Annotated in this window: 16 protein-coding genes; 11 read left to right on the forward strand and 5 right to left on the reverse strand. The window is 61.2% G+C overall.

What is annotated here, in order from left to right; all coding sequences use genetic code 11:
• Positions 1-3: 3 nt before the first annotated feature.
• The 5 genes from AC1DTN_RS08075 (at position 4) to AC1DTN_RS08095 (ending at position 9000) form a co-directional block, all read left to right on the forward strand.
• Entirely contained in the window at positions 4-912 is a 909-nt protein-coding gene (locus AC1DTN_RS08075; RefSeq protein WP_477920337.1) for an amino acid--[acyl-carrier-protein] ligase, read from the forward strand.
• A complete protein-coding gene (locus AC1DTN_RS08080) occupies positions 903-1883 on the forward strand; it encodes a DUF1839 family protein (protein WP_442205963.1) in 981 nt (326 codons plus the stop codon). The genes AC1DTN_RS08075 and AC1DTN_RS08080 overlap by 10 nt, the downstream gene beginning before the upstream one ends.
• A 16-nt stretch (positions 1884-1899) precedes the next feature.
• Entirely contained in the window at positions 1900-4374 is a 2475-nt protein-coding gene (locus AC1DTN_RS08085; RefSeq protein WP_477920339.1) for a glycoside hydrolase family 2 protein, read from the forward strand.
• 46 nt (positions 4375-4420) lie between these two features.
• Positions 4421-5599, forward strand: coding sequence for a glycosyltransferase family 4 protein (locus tag AC1DTN_RS08090; protein ID WP_037072541.1), 1179 nt, complete (start codon positions 4421-4423; stop codon positions 5597-5599).
• An 89-nt stretch (positions 5600-5688) separates the two neighbouring features.
• Entirely contained in the window at positions 5689-9000 is a 3312-nt protein-coding gene (locus AC1DTN_RS08095; RefSeq protein WP_477920341.1) for an oligosaccharide flippase family protein, read from the forward strand.
• A gap of 65 nt (positions 9001-9065) precedes the next feature.
• Here the strand turns inward: AC1DTN_RS08095 and AC1DTN_RS08100 are convergent, their stop codons facing one another.
• The 3 genes from AC1DTN_RS08100 to AC1DTN_RS08110 all read right to left on the reverse strand — a co-directional run bounded on the left by AC1DTN_RS08100 (position 9066) and on the right by AC1DTN_RS08110 (position 11551).
• Positions 9066-10232 (reverse strand): glycosyltransferase family 4 protein, encoded by a 1167-nt coding sequence (locus tag AC1DTN_RS08100; protein WP_439016833.1) that lies wholly within the window; start codon positions 10230-10232, stop codon positions 9066-9068.
• A gap of 103 nt (positions 10233-10335) precedes the next feature.
• Positions 10336-10572 carry an Lrp/AsnC ligand binding domain-containing protein gene (locus tag AC1DTN_RS08105; RefSeq protein WP_007825394.1) on the reverse strand — a complete coding sequence of 79 codons (237 nt, stop codon included), beginning with the start codon at positions 10570-10572 and terminating at the stop codon, positions 10336-10338.
• Positions 10573-10642: 70 nt separating this feature from the next.
• Positions 10643-11551, reverse strand: coding sequence for a LysR family transcriptional regulator (locus AC1DTN_RS08110; protein WP_477920343.1), 909 nt, complete (start codon positions 11549-11551; stop codon positions 10643-10645).
• A gap of 103 nt (positions 11552-11654) precedes the next feature.
• Between AC1DTN_RS08110 and hglS the strand changes: the two genes are divergently transcribed.
• The 6 genes from hglS to AC1DTN_RS08140 all read left to right on the forward strand — a co-directional run bounded on the left by hglS (position 11655) and on the right by AC1DTN_RS08140 (position 19965).
• Positions 11655-13061 (forward strand): 2-oxoadipate dioxygenase/decarboxylase HglS, encoded by a 1407-nt coding sequence (gene hglS / locus AC1DTN_RS08115; RefSeq protein WP_477920344.1) that lies wholly within the window; start codon positions 11655-11657, stop codon positions 13059-13061.
• A 69-nt stretch (positions 13062-13130) separates the two neighbouring features.
• Positions 13131-14414, forward strand: a complete 1284-nt coding sequence (locus AC1DTN_RS08120) for an NAD(P)/FAD-dependent oxidoreductase (RefSeq protein WP_477920345.1) — start codon at positions 13131-13133, stop codon at positions 14412-14414.
• A 25-nt stretch (positions 14415-14439) separates the two neighbouring features.
• Positions 14440-15978, forward strand: coding sequence for an L-piperidine-6-carboxylate dehydrogenase (amaB, locus tag AC1DTN_RS08125; protein WP_477920346.1), 1539 nt, complete (start codon positions 14440-14442; stop codon positions 15976-15978).
• 205 nt (positions 15979-16183) lie between these two features.
• On the forward strand, positions 16184-17209 hold the full coding sequence (locus tag AC1DTN_RS08130; RefSeq protein ID WP_477920347.1) for an iron ABC transporter substrate-binding protein: 1026 nt from the start codon (positions 16184-16186) through the stop codon (positions 17207-17209).
• Between the two features lie 63 nt (positions 17210-17272).
• On the forward strand, positions 17273-18931 hold the full coding sequence (locus AC1DTN_RS08135) for an ABC transporter permease (protein WP_477920348.1): 1659 nt from the start codon (positions 17273-17275) through the stop codon (positions 18929-18931).
• Complete coding sequence (locus AC1DTN_RS08140; protein WP_477920349.1) at positions 18928-19965, forward strand: ABC transporter ATP-binding protein; 1038 nt, start codon at positions 18928-18930, stop codon at positions 19963-19965. The genes AC1DTN_RS08135 and AC1DTN_RS08140 overlap by 4 nt, the downstream gene beginning before the upstream one ends.
• A 2-nt stretch (positions 19966-19967) precedes the next feature.
• Here the strand turns inward: AC1DTN_RS08140 and AC1DTN_RS08145 are convergent, their stop codons facing one another.
• Positions 19968-21299 carry a glucoamylase family protein gene (locus tag AC1DTN_RS08145; RefSeq protein WP_477920350.1) on the reverse strand — a complete coding sequence of 444 codons (1332 nt, stop codon included), beginning with the start codon at positions 21297-21299 and terminating at the stop codon, positions 19968-19970.
• 256 nt (positions 21300-21555) lie between these two features.
• Positions 21556-23394: an ABC transporter ATP-binding protein gene (locus tag AC1DTN_RS08150; protein WP_477920351.1), complete on the reverse strand. Its 1839-nt coding sequence runs from the start codon at positions 23392-23394 to the stop codon at positions 21556-21558.
• Positions 23395-23424: the final 30 nt, after the last annotated feature.

Raw genomic sequence — 23424 nt, forward strand, 5'->3', positions numbered from 1 at the left:
GCCATGGATATGCAGACTTCGTTTCTGGACCGGCTCTTCGAGTCAGGTCTGCTGATCGATACCGGCGTTGACGGTCTTTACGGCCGCAGCGGCCAGTTCGAAGACGTCATTGCCGCCTTTGAACGGCTGATCGACAGGTTCGGCGGCGCTGACGGCGCCGAGGCGATGCGTTTTCCGCCCGGCATGAACCGCGCGCTCTTCGAAAAGAGCGGCTACATGAAGAGCTTCCCGCAGCTTGCCGGCACGGTGCACAGCTTCTGCGGCGCCGAGCTCGACCATATGAGCCTGCTGCAGTGCATGGAAGTCGGCGAGGACTGGACCAAGGACCAGAAGGCGACCGACATCGTGCTGACGCCGGCAGCCTGCTATCCGCTTTATCCGACGGTCGCCAAGCGCGGCAACCTGCCGGCCAAGGGCGGTCTCTTCGATCTGCAATCCTATTGCTTCCGTCATGAGCCTTCCAAGGATCCGGCCCGGCAGCAGCTTTTCCGCATGCGCGAATATGTCTGCATGGGCACCGAGCAGCATGTGACCGATTTCCGCCAGAGCTGGATGGACCGCGGTGTCGAAATGATGAAGCAGGTCGGTCTCGACGTGACGATCGACGTTGCCAACGACCCGTTCTTCGGCCGTGCCGGCAAGATGATGGTCAACAACCAGCGCGACCAGAACCTGAAGTTCGAGCTCTTGATCCCGATCACGTCCTCTGCAAACCCAACGGCCTGCATGAGCTTCAACTATCATCAGGACTCGTTCGGCGTGAAGTGGGGCCTGAACCTTGAAGACGGCAGCGTGGCCCACACCGCCTGCGTCGGCTTCGGGCTGGAGCGCATTGCGCTCGCGCTCTTCCATCATCACGGCCTTGACGTCAAGGAATGGCCGGCAAGTGTGCGGAAAGTCCTGTGGGGCTGAGCGGCTCGATGACATCGGTCTTTGCGGGTATCGACCCCGATACCTACAAGGCGCATGCGCTGCATTCCGGTGAGCGCATGTGGCCGGAGACCAATTGCTACATCGATCTCTGGATCGAGGTTCTCTCGACCTTTGGCGTTGCGCCGGAAGCGATGCTCGGTTTCACGTTGACCCAGGATTTCGAGGGCGACCAGTTCACCTTCTTCAAGGTGCCGCTGGAGGATCTCGAAGCGCTCTACGGCATTCGCGCCACCGAGCTTGCGATCTACGACCGCGTCGAGCGGCATATCGAGGTGCAGATCGCCCGCGGGCGGCTCTGCCTCATCGAGATGGATTCCTTCTACATGCCAGATACGCGCGGCACCGCCTACCGGCAGGAACATGGCAAGACGACGGTTGCGATCAACCGGCTGGACTTTGCCGGCAAGCGTGTCGACTACTTCCATAATGCCGGCTATTTCCGCATCGAGGGCGAGGATTTCGACGGCTTGTTCCAATCCCATCTGACGGATGAGGATGCGCCGTTCCTGCCCTATACCGAATTCGCCAAGTTCCCGGAACGCCCTGTCGGCGAAGCACATCTGCGCGAGGTTTCGCGGCGGCTCCTGGGCTTCCATTTCCATCGCCGCCCAAGCGCCAATCCGATCCGCGCCTTTGCCGAGGTCTTTCCGTTGCAGGTCGAGGCAGTAGCCGATCGGCCCTTCGGTTTCTTCCACAAATATGCCTTCAACACGCTGCGGCAGGTAGGTGCGAATTTCGAACTCGCGGCCGATCATCTGACTTGGCTTTCAGCCGGCGAGTTTGGTGTTGCGGCCGGAGAGGCGCGCCGGATCTCGGAAGTGGCGAAGTCGGTTCAGTTCCAGCTTGCCCGCGCCGTCACCCGCCGCAAGTTCGAGCCTTTGAAAGCGGCACTTGATCCGGCAGCCGATGCATGGGATTCGATGATGGCATCGCTCGCGGAGCGAGTCTGAGGCCGGAGATCTGACCATGCGGGGGCGGTTGGCAAGCATCGGGGCTGAGGAAAGCTTGCTTTCCGAAGGGTGGAATCTGGTTCTGACCGAGCCTGGCGCCTGCGCGACACCCCACGACATCCATCTTTCGGCGCAGTTCATTCCTGCACCTGTTCCCGGCACCGTTGCAGCGGCGCTCGAAAGAGCAGGGCTGTTCGACCGGGAAAATCCACAGCCGCTGAACACCAAGGACGCCTGGTACCTGACCCGCCTCTTCGATACGGAGCCGGGTGAGGCGATCCTGCGTTTTGAGGGGCTGGCGACGATCTGCCATGTTTTTCTCAACGGCCAGGAAATCCTCTTTTCCGAGAGCATGTTCACTGCGCACGAAATGCCGGTTACGCTGACAGGCGGTGATGAACTGGCGCTCTGCTTCCGGGCGCTTGGCCCTCGTCTGTCGGAGCCCGGGCCGCGTGCTCGCTGGCGACCGCAGATGATTACGCCTCAAGGGCTGAAGAATGTCCGCAACACGCTGCTCGGGCATATGCCCGGCTGGTGTCCGGAGATCCATGCCGTTGGGCCGTGGCGGCAGATTTCGCTCGTGCGCCGGGGCGTGGCCTCGGTCGATCATGTTTCGGTGCGCGCGGTGTTGGAGGAAAACGGCGCGGGGCGACTCAGCGTTTCGCTTTATACCGCTGGCGAAGAGCCGGTGATGCTGTTGCGTTGCGCCGGCGCCGAGCAGGGTTTCGAGAAGATCGGCGATCGGCATTATTCGGCGATTCTCAAGCTTTCCGACATCGAGGCGTGGTGGCCGCATACGCATGGTGTGCCGCATCTCTATGATGTGACGCTGGTTATCGATGGCGAAGTACATTCGCTGGGCAAAGCCGGCTTTCGTCGTATCGAGGTTGACCATGGCGCTGATGGCAATGATTTCGCGCTTGTCATAAACGGCGAGCAGGTCTTCTGCCGCGGTGCGGTCTGGACAACGGCCGATATCGCACGGCTGCCTGGCGAGCGGGCCGATTACGAGCCCTTCCTGCGGCTTGCTGCCGAGGCTGGCATGAACATGATCCGCATCGGCGGTACCATGGCCTATGAAACGCCTGACTTTTTCGCGCTCTGCGATGTGCTCGGGCTGATGGTCTGGCAAGACTTCATGTTCGCCAATTTCGACTATCCGAAGAATGACAAGGCTTTTATCGGCCATGTACATGCCGAGGTGGAAGAGTTTCTGCATGGCGTACAGCTCTCGCCCTCGCTTGCCGTGCTCTGCGGCGGCAGCGAAATCCACCAGCAGGCGGCGATGTTCGGTCTGCCCCCGGATTTCTGGAGCGGGCCGATCACCGACGAGATCATCCCGGCGATCTGCCAGCGCATGCGGCCGGATGTGCCCTATGTGCCGAATTCGCCCTATGGCGGGGCGATGCCCTTTTCGCCCAACGCCGGCGTGACGCATTATTACGGCGTCGGCGCCTATATGCGGCCACTCGAGGATGCGCGCCGCGCCGAGGTGCGCTTTGCGGCCGAAAGCCTCGCCTTTGCCCATGTGCCGCAGCAGCGGACCTTGCAACGGCATCTCGACGTGCCCCCAGTTCACAGTCCGCTCTGGAAAGAGCGGGTGCCGCGCGACCGCGGTGCTTCCTGGGATTTCGAGGATATCAGAGATTTCTATCTCGGGCTTCTCTACGATCTCGATGCGGCCAGGCTCCGTCGAGAAGACCCCGAGCGTTATCTCGATCTTTCGCGCGCTGTGACGAGCGAGGTGCTGGAGGAGACTTTTGCCGAATGGCGACGCAAGGGATCGTCCTGTAATGGCGCGCTCGTCTGGACCCTGCAGGATCTGTTGCCAGGTCCCGGCTGGGGCGTGATCGACTCAACCGGCGAGCCGAAGCCTGTCTGGCATGCAATGCGCCGCGCCTTCCGTCCGGTGCAGGCGGTTTTTACGGACGAGGGGACGAACGGCCTCTATGTCCACGTCATCAACGAAACGGATAAGGTGGTCGCTGTCGAACTCGATGTCGCCTGCCTGCGCGAGGGGCGCCAGCAGGTCGCGAGCGGCAGCAAGGCTTTCAATCTCGACCCGAGAAGCGTGGAGCGTATCGCTTGCACCGATCTCTTCGGCGGCTTCTTCGATGCGACCTATGCCTTCCGTTTTGGTGCGCCGTCGCATGACGTCAGCGTTGCCTGGCTGCGGTCGACGATGGACGGAGCGTTGCTCGCACAGGCTTTCCATTTTCCGCGCGGCCGAGCCAAAGCCTTCCACGACGCGACGATCGAGGCATCTTTCATGCGTGAGGGCGATGATTGGTTCATCACGCTTGCGACCGACAGGCTGGCCCAATCTGTCCATATCGATGTCGAAGGCTACCGGGCGGAAGAGGACTGGTTCCATCTGGCACCGGGCCCTGCCAAGCGAGTGAAGCTCATCGCCGCTGCGGGCACTGATGGCGATGCATTGCCGGCAGGCGAAATCAGGAGCGTCGGCGCCGCGCGCCGTTTCGCGCTTTAAGGGCTAGGGAGCGGTCATGACCATCAGAGTGCAGGCGGAAGAGGCTCTGCGGGGCGTCTATCGGAGCGTGCGCGGGCATCTACTGCAGCGGCTTATCGTCAAATCGCGGCTTGCCTTCAATCCGCGCCGGCCGGTTGAGATTGTCGGCTATCTGTCGATGGCGGCGGGTGTAGGCGAATCCGCGCGACTTTGCGTTGGTGCGCTTTCGCGGGCGGGCCGTGAGATCATGCTGGCTGATGTCAGCACGCATCCGGATGAAGGCAAGCTGGTGGGGTGGGCATCTACACAGGTTTCCGACGGCCAGCCGGGAAGCCGCATATGGCATCTCAATCCGCCCATGCTGCCGCGCGCGATCCTGAAGAAAGGCCTCGGGAATTTCACTCGTGCCTTCAACATCGGCTACTGGGCCTGGGAGCTTGAAGTGGTGCCGGCGGAATGGCGCAATGCCATGCACTATATGAGCGCCGTCTTCGTTCCCTCTGAATTCACCAGGCGAGCAATCGCGCCGCATACGACTGCACCCGTCATTGTCGTGCCGCACCCTGTTACCGAGCGGCCGGCGGCTGACGGTATCAGGCAGAAATTCGGAATTGCCGAGGATGCTTTCCTCGTATCGTTCATCTTCAGTGCCGGCTCCTCGATCAACCGCAAGAACCCGCAGGCGGTGATCGAAGCCTTCAGGCTCTTCAGCGCCGAATGCCCCAATGCCTTCCTGCTGATGAAGGCGAGCGGCAACCCGGCCAGGGACGAGACGCTTCGGGCACTGATGCAGTCCGTGGAAGGCGACCGCAACATCCGGATCGTTACCGACAATCTGGCGAGTTCGGAGATCAACGGCATTATCCGCGATTCCAATGCCTATCTTTCGCTGCACCGCTCGGAGGGCTTCGGCCTGACGGTGGCTGAAGCGATCATGCACCGCACGCCCGTCATCTCGACAGGATGGTCGGGCACGGCCGATTTCTGTGATCCCGACAATACCTGGCTGGTCGAGCCGTCGCTCATTCCCGTCGTCGACAGCCATCCGGAATTTGCCGATCTCAAGAATGCCGTCTGGGCCGATCCCTCGCCAGTGGCCGCGGCAGCGCATCTGAAGAGCATCTATTCCGATTCTGATGGTGCGAGGCGAAAAGCGGAGGGGGCTCGGACCTATCTGATGCGCCATCTTGCCGAGCACAGTTATGACAAGGCGCTTTCGAGGCTTTCGACGATGCAGGCAAGCTAAGCTGAGTGCCTCACTCCCCTTTATTTTAACGTTTCCAATTTAGAGATGGCTTGTTTTCGGCCGCGATGCGGCTTCTAGCGGATGGACGGATGTCGAAGGGCATTATTGCAAACTCGGTGATGAATGCGGCGGCTGGCATGCTGCTTCTGGTGACGGGATTCGTATCCTCGATCATAACCGCACGCCTGCTCGGCCCCGAGGCCAACGGTATCGTCGCCTTTTCGCTCTGGCTCGTTGTCACAGGGGCCTCGATTGCTGAGCTCGGCTCCAGCATCACGCTTCTGAAGACGCTGCCGCAGCTTTCGGCGCAGGGCTACAGTTTCGAGCAACGTAGGGGATTTGCCTCGATCCTGGTCACCTTCATGGTCTGCTCCACGTTGGTGCTGCTGGGGCTCTATGCCCTGTTCTTCCTGACATCGGAGGAAATGCACTGGGCTAATACCGCGCCGTCGGTGGCGCTTGTGACAGGCATTCTCTTCTTCGTCCAGGCGATTGGCTCCTTCGTCAAATTCTACCTCATCGGCGAAAAGCGGCTTGGCACCTTCTTTCAGCTGACGCTGATCGTCTCGGTCTTTCAGCTTGTGGGTGTGGCGGTCGGTGCCGTTTTTTATGGGGTGCTGGGCGTGCTCGTCGGCTATGCGCTCGGCCAGCTCGTGCTTTTCGTCGCTACCTTGCCGATCCTCTTTACCCGTCGTGACCGCTGCGGCGTCTCGCTCAAATATCTGGCGTCGTCGTCGGTCATCCTGTCTATGCAGTTCATCATCGATTCGATCTTCCTCAACCGCATTGAACTGCTCTTTCTGCAGCAGTTCTGGTCGGTGGAAATGGTCGGTTTCTATGCTGCCGGCCTGTCGATCGCCAATATCGCGCTGCAGCTTCCCATCCAGATGAGCGGCAGCCTGCTGCCCTATTATTCTGAACGGCGGCATGCCAGCGCCGACTCGAAATTCCCGGTCGAGGCCTTTGCCGCCGTCATCCGCAGCATGGCCTATATTGTGCTGCCGATGAGCCTCGGGCTTGCTGCGATCTCTACTGAACTTGTGCATGTGGTCTTCGGCGAAGCCTTCGACCGAAGCGGCGGAGTTGTCGCCCTGCTTGCGCTTGTCGCGCCTGCCTACACTCTCATGCAGGTTCTCAGCCTGTACCTGCTTTCAATCGACAAGGCCAATGTACGGTTGAAAATCAGTGTGATAGGTGGCCTCCTGATGGTAGTGGGTTGTTTACTCATCGTACCTAGTCTTGCCGCCGAGGGTGCCGCGCTTGTGCGCATAGCCGTATTTGTTGCGATGTCGGTAATGATGGTCAGGCAAACGGGATTCGGAACGCAGCTTTCGGGCCTTTATCTCAGCCTTACGAAGATTACTCTCGCGGCGGTATTTTGCGGCTGCGGTGCCATCACTGCACTTGAGCTCATCCAGGGTCCGATTGGTCTTGTCGCGGCGATCATCGCTGGCACATTTACTTATTTTGCTGCGTTGAAAGTCCTGCGCGCCGTTCCGGCCGAAGATATCCAGGTGCTGCGCTCGATCCTCGACAAGATGCCGGCGCTGCTGAAGGGACCGGCAAGGCGCGTGGTCAATTTCATCACCCCGCCGACCCGAGAAGGAGAAGCGAAGAAGCCGGTCAACGAAGAATTCTCGCGTGAACCAGCAGAAGGCGCCGGCCGTGCCGCTGCTCTTCCCGTTGTCTTCGATGGCACGATTGGTCTGTTCATGCCCGAAAAGCCTGATGTCGCAAGACGCTCGGCTGCCGTCCTCTTCGTCAGCCCCTGGGGTTTCGAGGAAATGTGCACGCGGAAATTCTATCGTGTGGCGGCAGAGCATTTTTCCGATATCGGTGTACCGAGCCTGCGGTTCGACTATACGGGCACGGGTGACGCACTCGATTTCGGAAATCAGACGCCGAGCCTGGAAATCTGGAAGAACTCCATCCGCGCGGCCGCTGTAAAGCTGAAGGCTCTCAGTGGTTGCTCGCAGATCATCCTTGTCGGCCAGGGTCTCGGCGGCACGCTTGCTCATTTGACTGGCCATTCGATCGAGGGCGTCGACAGTGTTGTGCTGCTTGCGCCTATTTTGAGCGGCAGAGGTCATCTGCGTGAAATCAACATGTGGTCGCGGATCATCCATGCCGACCTCGGTCTCGGCAAGGAACATGCGCCGAGTACACAGGTACAGATCGCCGGTCTGACCTTGCACGACGCGATTGCTGCGGAAATCGGCAAGCTCAACATCAGTTCACCGCAGGACCTGGCGGCGCCGAATTACCTCATCCTCGAACGCCCGGTTCGGGGTGACGATACGGCCTTCGCCGACGCCCTGAAGGCGCTCGGCGGCAATGTCGAGCAGCGCGTTTTCGAAGGTTATGACGAGCTGGTCACGAACCCGCTCTTTGCCAAGACGCCGATGGCAGTCATCGCGCTGCTCACCGAATGGCTTGTCGAGACAACCGTGTCTGCCGCATCCGCGGGGCACTCTCCGCAGGAAGTCGGAAACCAGTCGCTCGCGGGTGATGGTTTTGAGGAAATTCCGGTTCGATTCGGAGCCTTCCAGCATCTGATCGGCGTCATCAGCCGGCCGCAGGGCGAGATCAAGGGTAATGCCGTGCTCTTTATGTCGACGGCCTATGACCGGCATGCCGGCTGGGGTCGTACGACTGTCGATATGGCGCGTGCGCTCGCTCGCCAGGGAGTCGTTTCACTCCGCTTCGATTCCGCCAATGTCGGCGACAGCGTTCCGCGCCCGGATGCGCCGGAACAGGTTCTCTATTCGGCGACACAGACGGAAGACGCGCTCGCCTCGCTGGATCTCTTGGAAAGCTTTGTCGCCGGACCGATCATGGTCGCAGGTCGCTGCAGCGGCGGCTATGTGGCCCTGCGCGCGGGCATCGAGGATGAGCGTTTGAAGGCGATCGTTTCGATTAATCCCTTCGTCTACTACTGGGATCCCGAGATGCCGGTGCGGCGCGAGCATGTCGTCTCTGTTCCGCGCAGCGTCGACGACTACGGTCAGCGGATGATGCGGCTCGACACGGTCAGACGGCTGTTCCGCGGCGAGGTCGATGTCTTTGCGGCCCTGCAGAACATCTTCATCGCGATCGGCCGCCGGCTTTCGCCGCGCATCGCGCCGCTTGTCGAACTCATTCCAGGCCGCCGTCATATCGCGCGGCAAGTGCGCCAGTCCTTTGCGGCGCTTGGCAGGCGCAAGGTGCCGCTGACGCTGATCTACAGCGAAGGCGATGTCGGTCTCGACCACATGTATTTCCATTTCGGCCCGCGCGGGCACAAGTTTACACGGCATCCGAATGTGCGGGTGGTGATGCTGCAGGATGCTGATCACAACCTGACGCCGCCGGAATCGCGCAAGCTGGTGCTGGACGAGATCGTTCGGTTAGCGAAGGCCTGAGAATTTCCTGATTTGTTGGAGCAATTCCCGCAAAACTGCGCAGCGGTTTTGTGTTCGGAATTGCGCTAGGCGGCAATGCCGATCGACCGGTAGAGGTCGATATAGCGTTCGGCGACGGCGTCCCACGAATAAGCGTGCGCGGCCTGAACAAGGCTCTCCCGCAGTGCTGTACCCTCGGCGCTTACTTTCCGGTAGGCTTCCTCGATCGCGTCAGCGGCCCGATCCGGCTTCATGAAGTCGGCGAGAATGATCTGCTCGTGCCGCCCGGCAAGTACGCGGTAAGCCTCATTGGAGTTCAGGACTGGCTGCAGGCCGGCACTCATCGCTTCCAGCGCGACGAGGCCGAAGCCCTCATATTCCGAGGCGGAAGCGAAAAGAGAAGCTTTTGCGATGATCTCGCGGATCGTTTGATTATCCGGCGAAATAGTCAGAGTGACGGCCGTGTCCAGCGACCTTGCGGTGATCTCGCGCCTGAGATTGGCGGCATTGAGATCGGATTCGGCGCCGATGATATCGAGACGCCAGCCGGGATTGCGTTCGACGAGCGCTGCCGTTGCATCCAGTAGCAGATCGAGCCGTTTGTTTACCGAGAAGCGCCCGATAGTGACGACGCGCCGTTCGGGGGTGCGCGAGGAGGCATCGGCGAATTTGCCGATATCGGCGCCATTCTCGATGGTAATGCCATCGGGCACGATCTGGATGAACTGGCTGAGATCGGACGCGCTGCAGCAGACTACGCGGCGATAGGCGCTCGCCGAGCGCCGTGTCAGCGTCCTGAACCAGACCTTCTTGATCGCCAGGAATTTCTTCGTGTGAAAGAAGCCGCCATGGGTCGTGACGACCATGGGCTTGCGGTGCAGGAACCTGCCCCAGGCGAGTGCATCGAAGAAGAAGTCGATCGCATGGACATGGATCAGGTCGGCATCGCCGATATGACGGAACACCTGCGGCGCCAGCGGATAGCGGCTGCTGCCCGACCAGGGGATGCGCACGATCTCGATGTCGTCGATGATTTCGCGCGCCGGCAGCTTGTTTTCAGGTGCGGTAAAGAGGGAATTGAGCGTGACGACGCGAACGCGGTATCCGCGTTTCAGGGTCTGGCGGGCGAGATTGGCGACCACATCTTCCAGGCCGCCGCGGTTCGGCAGAAACTGGCGCACGACGTGCACGATGAGAGGCGCAGCATCAAGCTGCGGCCTTTTTTCGACGGTCACTGTCATGGAGACGGACATTTCCCACCTATTCTCTGTGGGAATGACCAGCCACGCCGGCCGTTAAGGTGCGGTATATGAAGATGCACCCCGAGCGGCTTTATTAACAAAAGGGTTAACTGGTTCAGAACGCCTTGAAGGTCAATGTCGTCAGCGAACGGACGATGCCGGGGATGTTGGCGATGTTGTCATTGATGAACTTGCCGATATCCTGGCCTTCTTCGATGTAGACCTTGAGCAGCAGGTCGTAATTGCCTGATGTCGAATAGAGCTCCGAGACCAGTTCGGTCTTGTAGATGGCGTCGGCGACCTCATAGGTCTTGCCTGGAGCACACTGGAGCTGGACGAAGATCGGCTTCATGGGAATTTCCTGCATCGAATTCTGATGGCGCGCATAATGGTCGAAACCGCTGCTGCGATGCAAGCCTTCCTTACATTTCAGGACCCGAACGGGCTTCGGAGACAATCCAGTCGCGGAAGGCGGCAAGCGGAGCGTAATCTGCGCGTTCCGGCGGAAAAGCGAGATAATAGCGTTCGCGGCTTTCCATCTCGCGGTCGACGGCGGGGATGAGATCGCCGCGCTTCAGTTCTTCCTGGATGAGGAAAGTCGGCAGCAGGGCAACACCGAGGCCGGCGATCGCTGCCTGCGCTGCCGTCGCAAACTGGTCGAACAGCATGCCGTGCACGCTTTCGAAGACGACGCCGTTGTCGGCAAACCAGCGTTCCCAGGMGTCGGGCCGGGTTGTCAGATGCAGGAGGGGCGCTGTCAGCAGGTCTTCCGCGCGGGAGATCGCGTTGCGTTTGAGGAAATCCGGGCTGCAGGCGGGCAGCGTGCGTTCCGACATCAGAAAGGCGAGTTCCGCGCCCGGCCAGTGGGGATGACCGAAGTGGATGGCGGCATCGATGGTATCGAGCCGGAAATCGAAGGAGGAGAGCCGGGTCACGAGGTTGATCGTGACGCCCGGATTGGTGGCGAGAAAGCGGCCGAGGCGCGGCGCCAGCCAGCGCGTGCCGAAGGTCGGCAGAATTGCGAGGTTCAAAGTACCGCCATGCGGGTTAGCGCGGAGGTTTAGCGAGGCGCTGGAGATACGGCGGAGTGCCTCGCGGATCTCACGCGCGTAGGCGTCTCCGGCAAGAGTAAGTCGCACGGTCTGGCGTTCGCGCAGGAAAAGCTCGACGCCGAGTTGCTCCTCCAGCGCCTTGATCTGGCGGCTGACGGCGCTCTGTGTCAGGTCGAGTTCGCGGGCGGCTGACGTAACGCTGCCGGTGCGGGCGACCGCCTCGAAGGCGGCGAGGTGCGAGATCGACGGCAAAAAACGTCTTGGTGAGAGCATGATCATTCCATTTCAGAATGAACTATTTCCGAAACGTCGATATTCACCGCTTCGGCGGCCTTGTAAAGAACTTCATCCTGCAAAATCGGAATGAACGCGGAGTTTCTTCATGCCCGGCGCTTTCGTCTCCACGGATCGCATCCGTTCGCTTTTCACCGAAGCCATGTCGCAGATGTACCGGACGGAGGTGCCGCAATACGGCACGCTGATCGAGCTCGTGGGAGAGGTCAACGCCGAAGTCCTCGCAAAAGACCAGGGACTGAGCGAGCGGCTTCGGCGCGCAGGCGAGCTCGAGCGCATCGATGTCGAGCGTCATGGCGCGATCCGTCTCGGAACGGCCGAAGAGCTGTTTACGATCCGCCGGCTCTTTGCCGTCATGGGGATGCAGTCGGTCGGTTACTACGATCTCTCGGTCGCCGGCGTTCCCGTACATTCCACCTGCTTCCGGCCTGTCGATGAAGCGGCGCTGAACGTCAATCCGTTCCGCGTCTTCACCTCGTTGTTGCGCCTGGAACTGATCGAAGACGAAGAGTTGCGCGCTGAAGCCGCGGCAATCCTCGCAAGACGGCGCATCTACACACCGCGCGCCATCGTCCTCATCGAACAGCATGAGAAAGCCGGCGGTCTGACGGAAGCGGAAGCTGCGGAGTTCGTTGCTGGGGCGCTGGAAACCTTCCGCTGGCACGGCGAGGCGACGGTCAGCGCCGAGACCTACAAGCGTCTGCATGATGCCCACCGCCTCATTGCAGACGTCGTCAGTTTCAAGGGGCCGCATATCAACCATCTGACGCCGCGCACGCTCGATATTGATGAAGTGCAACGGCGCATGCCGGAGCGCGGCATCGCGCCCAAGGCCGTCATCGAAGGCCCGCCGCGACGCAATTGCGATATCCTGCTGCGGCAGACGAGCTTCAAGGCTCTGGAAGAACCGATTGCTTTTGCCGGCGAGGCCGGGACGACATCAGGCACGCATACGGCCCGCTTCGGCGAGATCGAACAGCGCGGCGTGGCGCTGACGGCCAAGGGCCGGGCGCTCTATGATCGGCTGCTTGCCTCGGTGCGCGGCGAAGTGCAGGTCGGCGCATCCGGCGCCAAGGCCGGCGACTACGATGTCGAACTTGCCGAGCGTTTCAAAGCACTGCCGGACAGCTGGGACGAGCTGCGGCGCGAGGGGTTTGCCTTCTTCCACTATTCGGTGACGCCCGAAGGTATTGCGGCCAAGGGACAGCTGCCCTCCGATCCGGATGCGTTGATCGCCGAGGGCTATCTGCGGTTCGATCCCATCATCTACGAGGATTTCCTGCCCGTCAGCGCGGCCGGTATCTTCCAGTCGAACCTCGGCACGGACCAGCAGCAGAATTATGCGACACGCTCGAATCGGGATGCCTTCGAGGAGGCGCTCGGCGCGAAGGTCCAGGACGAGCTCGCGCTCTATGCCGAGCGGCAGGCCGCCTCGCTCGACATGGCCATGGAAAAGCTCTGCCTTTCCGGCCTGAAGCTAAAGACGGTCGCCTGATATTTGGCCGCTTCCGCAAGGGCGGAGGCGGCGCTAGAGTGCCGATTTCGATCCTGACTGGACTGTCCGATGCTCAATGATCCACGCTCCCACGGCCTATGGGAAAAGACTGCTCCCCAGCCACCCGTCACCTCTGTGCTGGAAGGCGCTATCGAGGCCGACGTCGTCATCGTCGGTGGCGGTTATACGGGTCTTTCTTCCGGCCTGCATCTGGCCGAAGCCGGATCGCGGGTCGTGCTGCTCGAGGCCAAGGAGATCGGCTTCGGCGGCGCAGGTCGCAATGTCGGCCTCATCAATGCCGGCATGTGGGTCATGCCTGATGACCTGCCCGGTGTGCTCGGCCCGGTTTATGGCGAGCGTCTGCTCGACCTGCTTGGCAACGCGCCACGGCTGGTGATGGAACTGATCGAAAAGCATGGCATTGCTTGCGAGCTCGAAAAGCAGGGTACGCTGCATTGCGCCGTCGGTCCCGATGGGTTGAAGGAAGTCGAGGAGCGCTACAAGCAATGGTCGGCGCGCGGCGCGCCCGTCACATTGCTCAATGCGGATGAGACGGCAAAACGCATCGGTACGAATGCCTATGCCGGATCGCTGCTCGATATGCGGGCCGGAACGCTGCAGCCGCTTGCCTATGCGCGCGGGCTTGCCCATGCGGCGCAGAAGGCGGGTGTCGTGTTGCATACGGCAAGCCCTGTTATCGCAACCGAGCGGCAGGGCAGCCGCTGGGTGGTGAAGACGGCGCGCGGACAGGTCACGGCAGACTGGATCATTGTAGCGACGGATGCCTATAGCACTGGACCCTGGGAGCAGGTGCGCAACGAGCAGGTGTTTCTGCCCTATTTCAATTTTGCCACCGTGCCGCTCGGCCACAATCTGCGCCAGTCGATCCTGCCCAATCGCGAGGGTGCGTGGGATACAAAGGAAATCCTCTCCTCCTTCCGGATGGATCAGGCCGGCCGCCTGGTCTTCGGCAGTGTCGGGGCGTTGCGCAATACTGGCCTTTCCGTGCACAAAGGCTGGGCGAAGCGCTCGCTGAAGCGGCTTTTCCCCGAGATCGGCGATATCGAATTCGAGTGCGAATGGTACGGGCAGATCGGCATGACCGACAATGCACTGCCGCGCTTCCACAAATTCGCTCCCAATGTCATCGGCTTTTCGGGCTATAATGGCCGCGGGATCGCGCCCGGGACAGTGTTCGGCCGCACTTTGGCGGAGCATATTCTTGGCCGGATGGCCGAAGCGAATCTGCCTTTGCCGCTGACCGATCCGCGTGAGCCGAGCTTCCGCGCACTCAAGGAATTATGGTACGAAGCCGGCGCTCAGGTCGCCCATTTCGCCGATGCCCGTTTCTGAGAACAACAAGAATGGAACCAAGACAATGACCATCGCCGTCCTCGATCTCGCTACCGAAACCGCCAAGCTGCTCGCCGATCTCGGCGTCGATGCCAACAGATACACCGGCGGTACGCTTTCGGTGACATCACCGATCACGGGCAAGGAAATCGGAAAGCTTAAGGAGCATTCTGTTGCGGACGCCAAGGCGGCGATCGACGCGGCGCACAAGGCTTTCCTCGAATGGCGGGCCGTCCCGGCGCCGAAACGCGGCGAGCTGATCCGCCTGCTCGGCGAAGAACTGCGCGCTTCCAAGGTTGCGCTCGGCCGCCTGGTCTCGATCGAAGTCGGCAAGATCACCTCTGAGGGCCTCGGCGAAGTGCAGGAAATGATCGATATCTGCGATTTCGCCGTCGGCCTTTCCCGCCAGCTCTATGGCCTGACGATCGCCACCGAGCGCGCCGAGCACCGGATGATGGAAAGCTGGCATCCACTTGGCGCCATCGGCATCATCTCGGCGTTCAATTTCCCTGTGGCTGTCTGGTCGTGGAATGCAGCACTCGCCATCGTCTGCGGCAATTCCACGGTCTGGAAGCCTTCGGAAAAGACGCCGCTGACGGCGCTTGCCGTCCAGGCGCTGTTCGAGAAGGCGCTGAAGCGTTTTGTTGCTGAAGGCGGCAAGGCGCCGGCAAATCTCTCGACGCTCCTGATCGGTGGCCGCGAGGTTGGCGAAGTGCTGGTCGACCATCCGAAGATCCCGCTCGTTTCGGCCACCGGCTCCACGGCCATGGGCCGCGCCGTAGGTCCGCGCCTGTCGCAGCGCTTTGCCCGCGCAATCTTGGAGCTTGGCGGCAACAATGCCGCAATCGTCTGCCCGACGGCCGATCTTGATCTGACGCTGCGRGGCRTYGCCTTCKCGGCTATGGGCACGGCCGGCCAGCGCTGCACGACGCTGCGCCGTCTCTTCGTGCATGAGAGCGTCTACGACCAGCTCGTTCCGCGGTTGAAGAAGGCCTATGGTTCGGTGACGATCGGCAACCCGCTGGAAACAGGCACGCTGGTTGGCCCGCTGATCGACGAGCAGGCCTTTGACAAGATGCAGACGGCTCTCGGCCAGGCAAAGGCCGCCGGCGGCGCTGTCGTCGGTGGTGAGCGCGTCGAGAACGGTTCGGCAGAAGCCTTCTATGTTCGCCCCGCACTCGTCGAAATGTCTGAGCAAACCGGCCCGGTCGAGCAGGAAACCTTCGCGCCAATCCTCTACGTCATCAAGTATAGCGATTTCGACGCTGTGCTGGAGCTGCACAACGCTGTGCCGCAGGGCCTGTCGTCCTCGATCTTCACCAACAATATGCGCGAAGCTGAGACCTTCCTGTCTTCGCGCGGTTCGGATTGCGGCATCGCCAATGTCAATATTGGTCCGTCCGGTGCTGAGATCGGCGGAGCCTTTGGCGGCGAGAAGGAGACAGGCGGTGGTCGTGAATCCGGTTCGGATGCCTGGAAGGCTTACATGCGACGCTCCACCAACACCGTCAATTACGGCAAGACCCTGCCGCTGGCGCAGGGCGTCAAGTTCGACGTCGAATAAGCTAACGCATTGGAATCTAAAAAGCGACGCCTCACCGGCGTCGCTTTTTTTGACGAAATCCGGATTTATTCCCCGCGAAGATGAAAGATTGAGTCAAGATAATGTGATGTTATTTTTGACCTCGAAACTTGAAGTAATCAGTCAACAAAAATATACGCCTGCCATCACCCTTGGGAGCTCGGGTGACATCGCTACGGAGGCCATCATGAAAATTGCTCTTAACCGTCTTTCCGGCGCGCTTGCGCTTGCCGCTTCACTTCTCGCAGCCACCGCGCTCGCAGGCAGTGCCAATGCGCAGCAGTCCGAAGGCATCGTCGTCTATAATGCCCAGCACGAAAGCCTCGGCCGCGAATGGATCGATGCCTTCACCAAGGAGACCGGCATCAAGGTCACCATGCGCCAGGGCAGCGATATGCAGTTCGCCAATCAGATCATCCAGGAAGGCGATGCTTCGCCCGCCGACGTTTTCCTCACCGAAAACTCGCCGGCCATGACGCTGGTTGATGGCGCCGGCCTCTTTGCCCCCGTCGACAAGGATACGCTCGCGCAGATCCCCGAGCAGTATCGCCCGGCTGACGGCATGTGGACCGGCATCGCCGCGCGCACGACCGTTTTTGCCTATGACAAGACGAAGCTGACCGAAGACAAGCTGCCGAAGTCGATGCTCGATCTGCAGGATCCGGCCTGGAAGGGTCGCTGGGGCGCGGCTCCCGCAGGCGCCGACTTCCAGGCAATCGTTGCCGCCCTCCTGCAGCTGAAGGGTGAAGACGCCACCAAGGTCTGGCTGAAGGGACTCAAGGACAATGCCACCCCCTATAAGGGCAACAGCGTTGCCATGAAGGCGGTTAATGCCGGTGAAGTCGAAGGCGCGATCATCTATCACTACTACTRGTTCGGCGATCAGGCCAAGACYGGYGAGAACAGCAAGAATGTCGSSCTGCACTATTTCAAGAACCAGGATCCGGGCGCCTTCGTCAGCGTTTCGGGCGGCGGTATCCTGAAGTCCACGCAACACATGAAGGAAGCTCAGGCTTTCCTGAAGTACCTCACCAGCAAGGCTGGCCAGACCGTGCTCAAGGACGGCGATTCCTTTGAATACGCCATCGGCAAGGATGCGGCCTCCAACGACAGGCTGGTGCCGCTTTCCGACCTCAACGCGCCGAAGGTTGAAGCCTCGACCCTCGACAGCAAGAAGGTCGTGGAGCTGATGACGGCCGCCGGCCTTATCTAACCTTTCTGCCGCAGTCTTCTTCCAGCCAAAACTATTGCTTTTGGCTCAAGAAAACCTTAGGGCATGACGAAATCTGGCAACCGCTCCTCAAAGGCGGTTGCCTTCCTTTTTCAGCGTGTGAAGGCATCGGCCTTGCTGCAGGACAATAGATTGCTCGCATCCAGCAACGAGGCGCCAAGGGCCTCGCGAATGGTTTTGCCGCGCTGGCGCATGCCGCACGCTTCCGTCGTTCTCGTCGCATCAATCGTAGCGATCTTCAGCCTCGTGCCGCTCGGCTTCATCGGCTGGGTGACCTATGATGTCGGCTGGGAAACGGTAAAAACGCTGGTCTTTCGCCCGCGTGTCGGCGAGCTTCTCGTCAATACGGTTCTTTTGGAATCGATCACCGTTCCGCTGTCTATCGCGCTTGCCGTCACACTTGCCTGGCTGACGGAGCGGACAGATATCCCGTTCGCACGGCTCTGGGCATGGCTGGCCATCGCCCCGCTTGCCGTGCCGGCCTTCGTGCATTCCTATGCCTGGGTGAGCCTGCTTCCAGGCATGCGCGGGTTGCAGAGCGGCGTATTCGTTTCGGTGCTTGCCTATTACCCCTTCCTCTATCTGCCGGTTGCCGCGGCACTCCGCCGGCTCGATCCCGCCATCGAGGATGCCGCTGCTTCGCTTGGCCTCGATCCTTGGCGCGTCTTCTTCCGCACGGTCTTGCCGCAGCTTCGCCTGGCCATCTGCGGCGGCTCGCTGCTGATCGCGCTGCACCTGCTGTCGGAATACGGTCTGTTCGTGATGATCCGCTTCGATACCTTTGCGACCGCGATCGTCGATCAGTTCCAGTCTTCCTACAACAGCCCGGCTTCCAACATGCTCGGCGGCGTGCTCGTCGCCTGCTGCCTGTTCCTGCTCGGCCTCGAGATCCTGCTGCGCGGCAATGAGCGATATGCACGCGTTGGCTCCGGCTCAGCGCGCCCGGCAGGCCGTCGCCGGCTCGGCTGGTTCGTAGTGCCCGCCGTGGCGCTGCCGATCGTCCTCGCAGCGCTGACGCTCGGCGTGCCGCTGATCACGCTCGGGCGTTGGCTCTATCTCGGCGGGCTCGGCATCTGGCGCATCGAGGTGGCGAGTGCCTTTGCACAGACGATCGTTCTCGCCGTCGCCGGTGGCGTGCTGACGACGATCGCCGCTGCCCCTATGGCCTGGCTCTCGGTGCGCGCGCCGGGCCGCCTCCAGCGCATCCTCGAAGCCTGCCACTATTATGTCGGTTCGCTGCCCGGTGTCGTCGTGGCGCTTGCGCTTGTCTCGATCACCGTCCGTCTCATCCTGCCGCTCTACCAGACCTTTGCAACGCTGCTCGTCGCCTATGTACTGCTCTTCCTGCCGCGCGCCATGGTCGGCCTGCGCGCCAGCATCGCGCAGGCGCCTGTCGAGCTGGAGCGGGCGGCAATGGGGCTTGGCCGCACGCCGGGACAGGCAGTGCGCCAGATCACCATGCGGCTCGCAGCGCCGGGGGCCGCTGCCAGCGTGGCGCTCGCAGCACTCGGCATCACCAATGAACTGACGGCGACGCTGATGTTGTCGCCAAACGGCGTCGATACGCTGGCGACGAAATTCTGGTCGATGACCAGCGAGATCGATTATGTCTCCGCAGCACCCTATGCCTTCATGATGGTCGTGCTGTCGCTGCCGCTCACCCTCATGCTCTATGCCCAATCGAAACGGACTGCCGGCCAATGACGCTGCTTACGATCGACGCTATCAGCAAGCGTTATGGGCCGGTTCAGGCCTTGAAGGATATCTCGCTTGAAGTGCAGGCGGGCAGCCGCACGGCGGTTGTCGGTCCCTCCGGTTCCGGCAAGACGACGCTGCTGCGCATCATTGCCGGCTTCGAACAGCCTGACGTCGGCCGGGTGACGCTCGATGGTGAGGTGCTCGCTGACGGGCCGGCGTGCGTTCCCGCCCACAAGCGCGGCATCGGCATCGTCTCGCAGGATGGCGCTCTCTTTCCGCATCTGAGCGTGGCCGAGAATATCGGTTTCGGTTTCGAGCGCGGCGCGCCGGATCGCGAAAAGCGAATTCTCGACCTTCTGGAAATGGTGGAGCTGGAAAACAGTATGCTGGATCGCCGCCCGCACCAGCTTTCGGGCGGCCAGCAGCAGCGTGTAGCGCTTGCCCGTGCGCTCGGCCGCCGGCCGCGCCTGATGCTGCTGGATGAGCCGTTTTCGGCCCTGGATACGGGCCTCCGTGAAAACATGCGAAAGGCCGTGGCCCGCGTGTTGCAGGCCGCCGGCATCACCGCCGTCCTCGTGACCCACGATCAGGGTGAGGCCCTGTCCTTTGCCGATCAGGTTGCGGTATTGCGCGAGGGGAGGCTTGTGCAGGCCGGCACGCCGCAGACGCTCTATCTCAAGCCGCGGGATCGCGAGACGGCGCTTTTCCTTGGCGATGCGGTGATGCTGCCGGCGATCATCAAGAATGGTTTTGCCGATTGTGCGCTCGGCAGCGTGCCGGTTGAGGGAGCCCATCAGGGCAAGGCGGAAATCATGCTGCGGCCGGAGCAGATCCGCGTCGTTGTCGGTGAGGACAACGCGAAATATGGCGGGCGTGTCGTGGATGTAGAATTCGGCGGCGCGACCTGCACGGTGGCGGTGTCGCTTGCCGCTGTCGCCCTGCCGCCGATCCTCATCAAGACATCGAGCGTGGCGTTGCCGGCGCGGGGCGATCTCGTTCGCCTCGATATCGCCGGCAAGGCGCACGTCTTTTCGCGATAAGTTCAGCCTGCCTTCAGAACCAGCTCCTGCGGCTCTTCGCCGGCCAGCCAGCCGCCGGTGAAGCCAGCGCGCTCGAGGCCGAGGCGGATGACCGGCGACTTGCGCATCAGCTTCCAGATGAAGTCTGAGCGGTCGTTCTCGATCGTCATGACGAGAAGGCCCTGGTCTATGGCCACGGTTCGGTCATCGACCCAACCCTCAGGCCGCTTGGTCTGGACTGTCGGGTTGAAGCCGCCAGGGAAGCCGCCTTCCAGGAGCAGGTTCGGATAGGTCGTCAGCAGCGCCTTGGTGCCGTCCAGGGCAGCCTGCCGGTCGTAGGGCAGGCAGCCGAGCGCTGCCCAGGGCGCGATCGTGCCATCATCGGGGCCGAGCGGAGCACCGCGGGCAGCATAACCCAGTACTTTCGGGCTGCGGCCACCGCGCATGCGCCGCGTCGGCGGCGGGCCATCGCAAGCCGTGAAGCCCCAGATATCCTTGCTGTAGCCGACGAACTGGCCGGGATTGCGTTCCGCGTAGTCGCGCTGGACGTTGATGACGACCTGCGTGTTGCGGAAATAGTCCCAGTTCCGCTCGACCATCGGCTTGTCCTGGATGCCTCGGAAATCGATCCAGGCATGGGAGAAGAGATGGATGAAGAGCGGGCCGGCATAGAGATAGGGCTGCTCGTTGAAGATCATCCACGAATAGCTTGCCGTGAAGGCGTCATAACTCGATTGCGGGATCGGGTAGGTCGGTGATGCCAGCGCCAGTGTGTAGAGAATGATCGCTTCATCGAAGCCATGGTAGCGCCAGCGCAGAAAGCCCGAAGAGGGCTTCCAGCCCATCGAGATACAATCGCCCTTGTTCAGCGCCCAGCGCCAGTCGACGCGCTCATAGATGAATTTTGCGAGCGCGCGAATCTCGGTCTCGGTTTGATCCTCGCCGTCGAAATATTGCGCGGCGGTCAGGATACCGGCGACGAGCAGAGCAGTATCGATGGTCGAAAGCTCGCTGTTCCAGGCGCGGTTGCCGGTATCCACGTGCAGGAAGTGGTAGAAGAAACCGCGATGCCCGGTCGCGTGGCGTTCCGTGCCCTGCTTGGCGTTGGCKAAAAAATGCAGCGTGTTGAAGACGCGTTCGGCAGCTTCCGCGCGGCTGATCCAGCCGCGCTCGACGCCGACGGGATAGGAGGAAAGTCCGAAGCCGACCGCGGCGATGCTCGCCGGCACGCCGGGGATCGACGTATCCGGCACAAGGCCGTTTTCAGAATTGGAATATTTCAGGAAATATTTGAACGCTGAATGCTGCAGCCTATCGACTAGCGCGGCATCAATGTCTTCAATCCGTTGCAGCATGTGCTCCTGCCCAACTGTTCTATCGCCCCATGCTTCAACATGGTGGCTGCCCCCAGGCAAATCAAACCTTTTTGATTCGCAAGGATAAGAGAACACAAACGTCGCCGATTGGCGTTAATAATTCCCACTGAAATAATATCTGGAATAAATGATATAAGCGATGCAGCAAAAGGGATTAAACCGCACCCCCCGTATGTGGTCCGTTCCGTGCAATACCTACCATCTCTAAACTGTCCGTTGAGCCTCCTGGACTAGCTCAGGCAGCTTCCTCCGTCCGTACCATATGGCCTGCTACGACCTCACGGAACTGACGCTTCGGAGGCACGTAACCCACGGGACGGACGGGGCTTTTCAGTTCGTCGGTGCCGAGGTTGCGGCGGATGCCGCGGCGGGCGGGATCGGGCACCGGAACAGCCGCCATCAGCTTCTTGGTGTAGGGATGCTGCGGATTGCGGAAGAGCTCTTCGCGCGGGCCGATCTCGACGATCTCGCCGAGATACATGACCGCAACGCGGTGGCTGACGCGTTCGACCACCGCCATGTCGTGGGAGATGAAAAGGAAGGCGAGGTTGAGGCTCTGCTGCAAATCCATCAGCAGGTTGCAGACCTGCGCCTTGATCGAAACGTCGAGGGCGGACACGCTTTCGTCCGCGACGATCACCTTCGGGTCGAGCGCAAGAGCGCGGGCGATGCAGATGCGCTGGCGCTGGCCGCCGGAAAATTCATGCGGGTAACGCTTCATCATGTCCGGCTTCAGGCCGACGCGTTCGAGCAGGTCGGCGGCCTTTTCGCGGGCCTGAGCACGGGTGCCGAGCCCGTGTTCGACAATGGGTTCGGCGACGGCAGCCCCTATCGTCATGCGCGGATTGAGGCTGGCGAAGGGGTCCTGGAAGATCATCTGGATGCTGCGGCGCATCTGACGCAGGCTGATCGCGTCGAGGTTCAGCACGTCATAGCCGTCAAGGCTGACAGAGCCGGCGTTCGGCTGCACCAGGCGTGTGATCGAACGTCCGGTGGTGGATTTGCCGCAGCCGGATTCGCCGACGAGCGACAGCGTCTCGCCCTGGAAAAGTTCGAAGGAAACGTCCTCGACCGCATGAATGGCGCCGGTCTTGCGGCCGAGGAGACCGCCGCGAATATCGAAGCGGGTGACGAGGTTCTTCACTTCGAGGATCGGCGTCTTTCGGCGGTCGACGGTTTCGGCCACTTCTACCGGCTCGCGGCGTTCGCCGGTCGCGGTGTCAATCACCGGGAAACGCAACGGCCATTTGCGACCATCCATCGAGCCGAGCCGCGGCACGGCAGAGAGCAGGGCGCGTGTATAGGGATGTTTGCCGCGATTGAATATATCGTCCGTCGTGCCGGTTTCGACTGCTTCGCCGCGATACATGACGATAGTGCGATCGGCGATCTCGGCGACGACGCCCATGTCATGGGTGATGAAGAGAACGGACATGCCCTCCTCTTCCTGCAGCACCTTGATAAGGTCGAGGATCTGGCCCTGGATGGTGACGTCGAGCGCGGTGGTCGGTTCGTCGGCGATCAAGAGCTTCGGCCTTGATGCGAGTGCCATGGCAATCATGACCCGTTGGCGCATGCCGCCGGAAAACTGGTGCGGATATTCATCGAAGCGGGATGCGGCGTTCGGAATGCGCACCTTCTCTAGGAGGCGGATCGTTTCGGCTCGTGCGTCAGCCTTGCTGATATCGCCGTGGCAGGTGAGTGCCTCGGAAATCTGCCGGCCGATGGTGAAGATCGGGTTCAGGCTCGTCATCGGTTCCTGAAAGATCATGGCCGCATCCTTGCCGCGCACGGAACGCATCTCCTTGTCGGAGAGGGAAAGGATATCGCGCCCGTTGAGCGTGATACTGCCCTCGACGCGGCTTGAGCCCTTTGCGAGCAGGCGCATGATGGAAAGCGAGGTGACGCTCTTGCCAGACCCGCTCTCGCCGACGATGGCGACTGTTTCCCCCGGCATGACATCGAAGGAGACGTTGCGGACGACGGATCTCCATTCGCCGTCGGCGAGAAAGGAGGTTGTCAGGTTCCGGACGGAAAGAACCGGAGAGACGGATGCTGCAGGCTGATCACTCATATCGTTCCCTTATTCTTTTGTGCCGGAGGG

This window comes from Rhizobium sp. 01T444 (assembly GCF_056398305.1).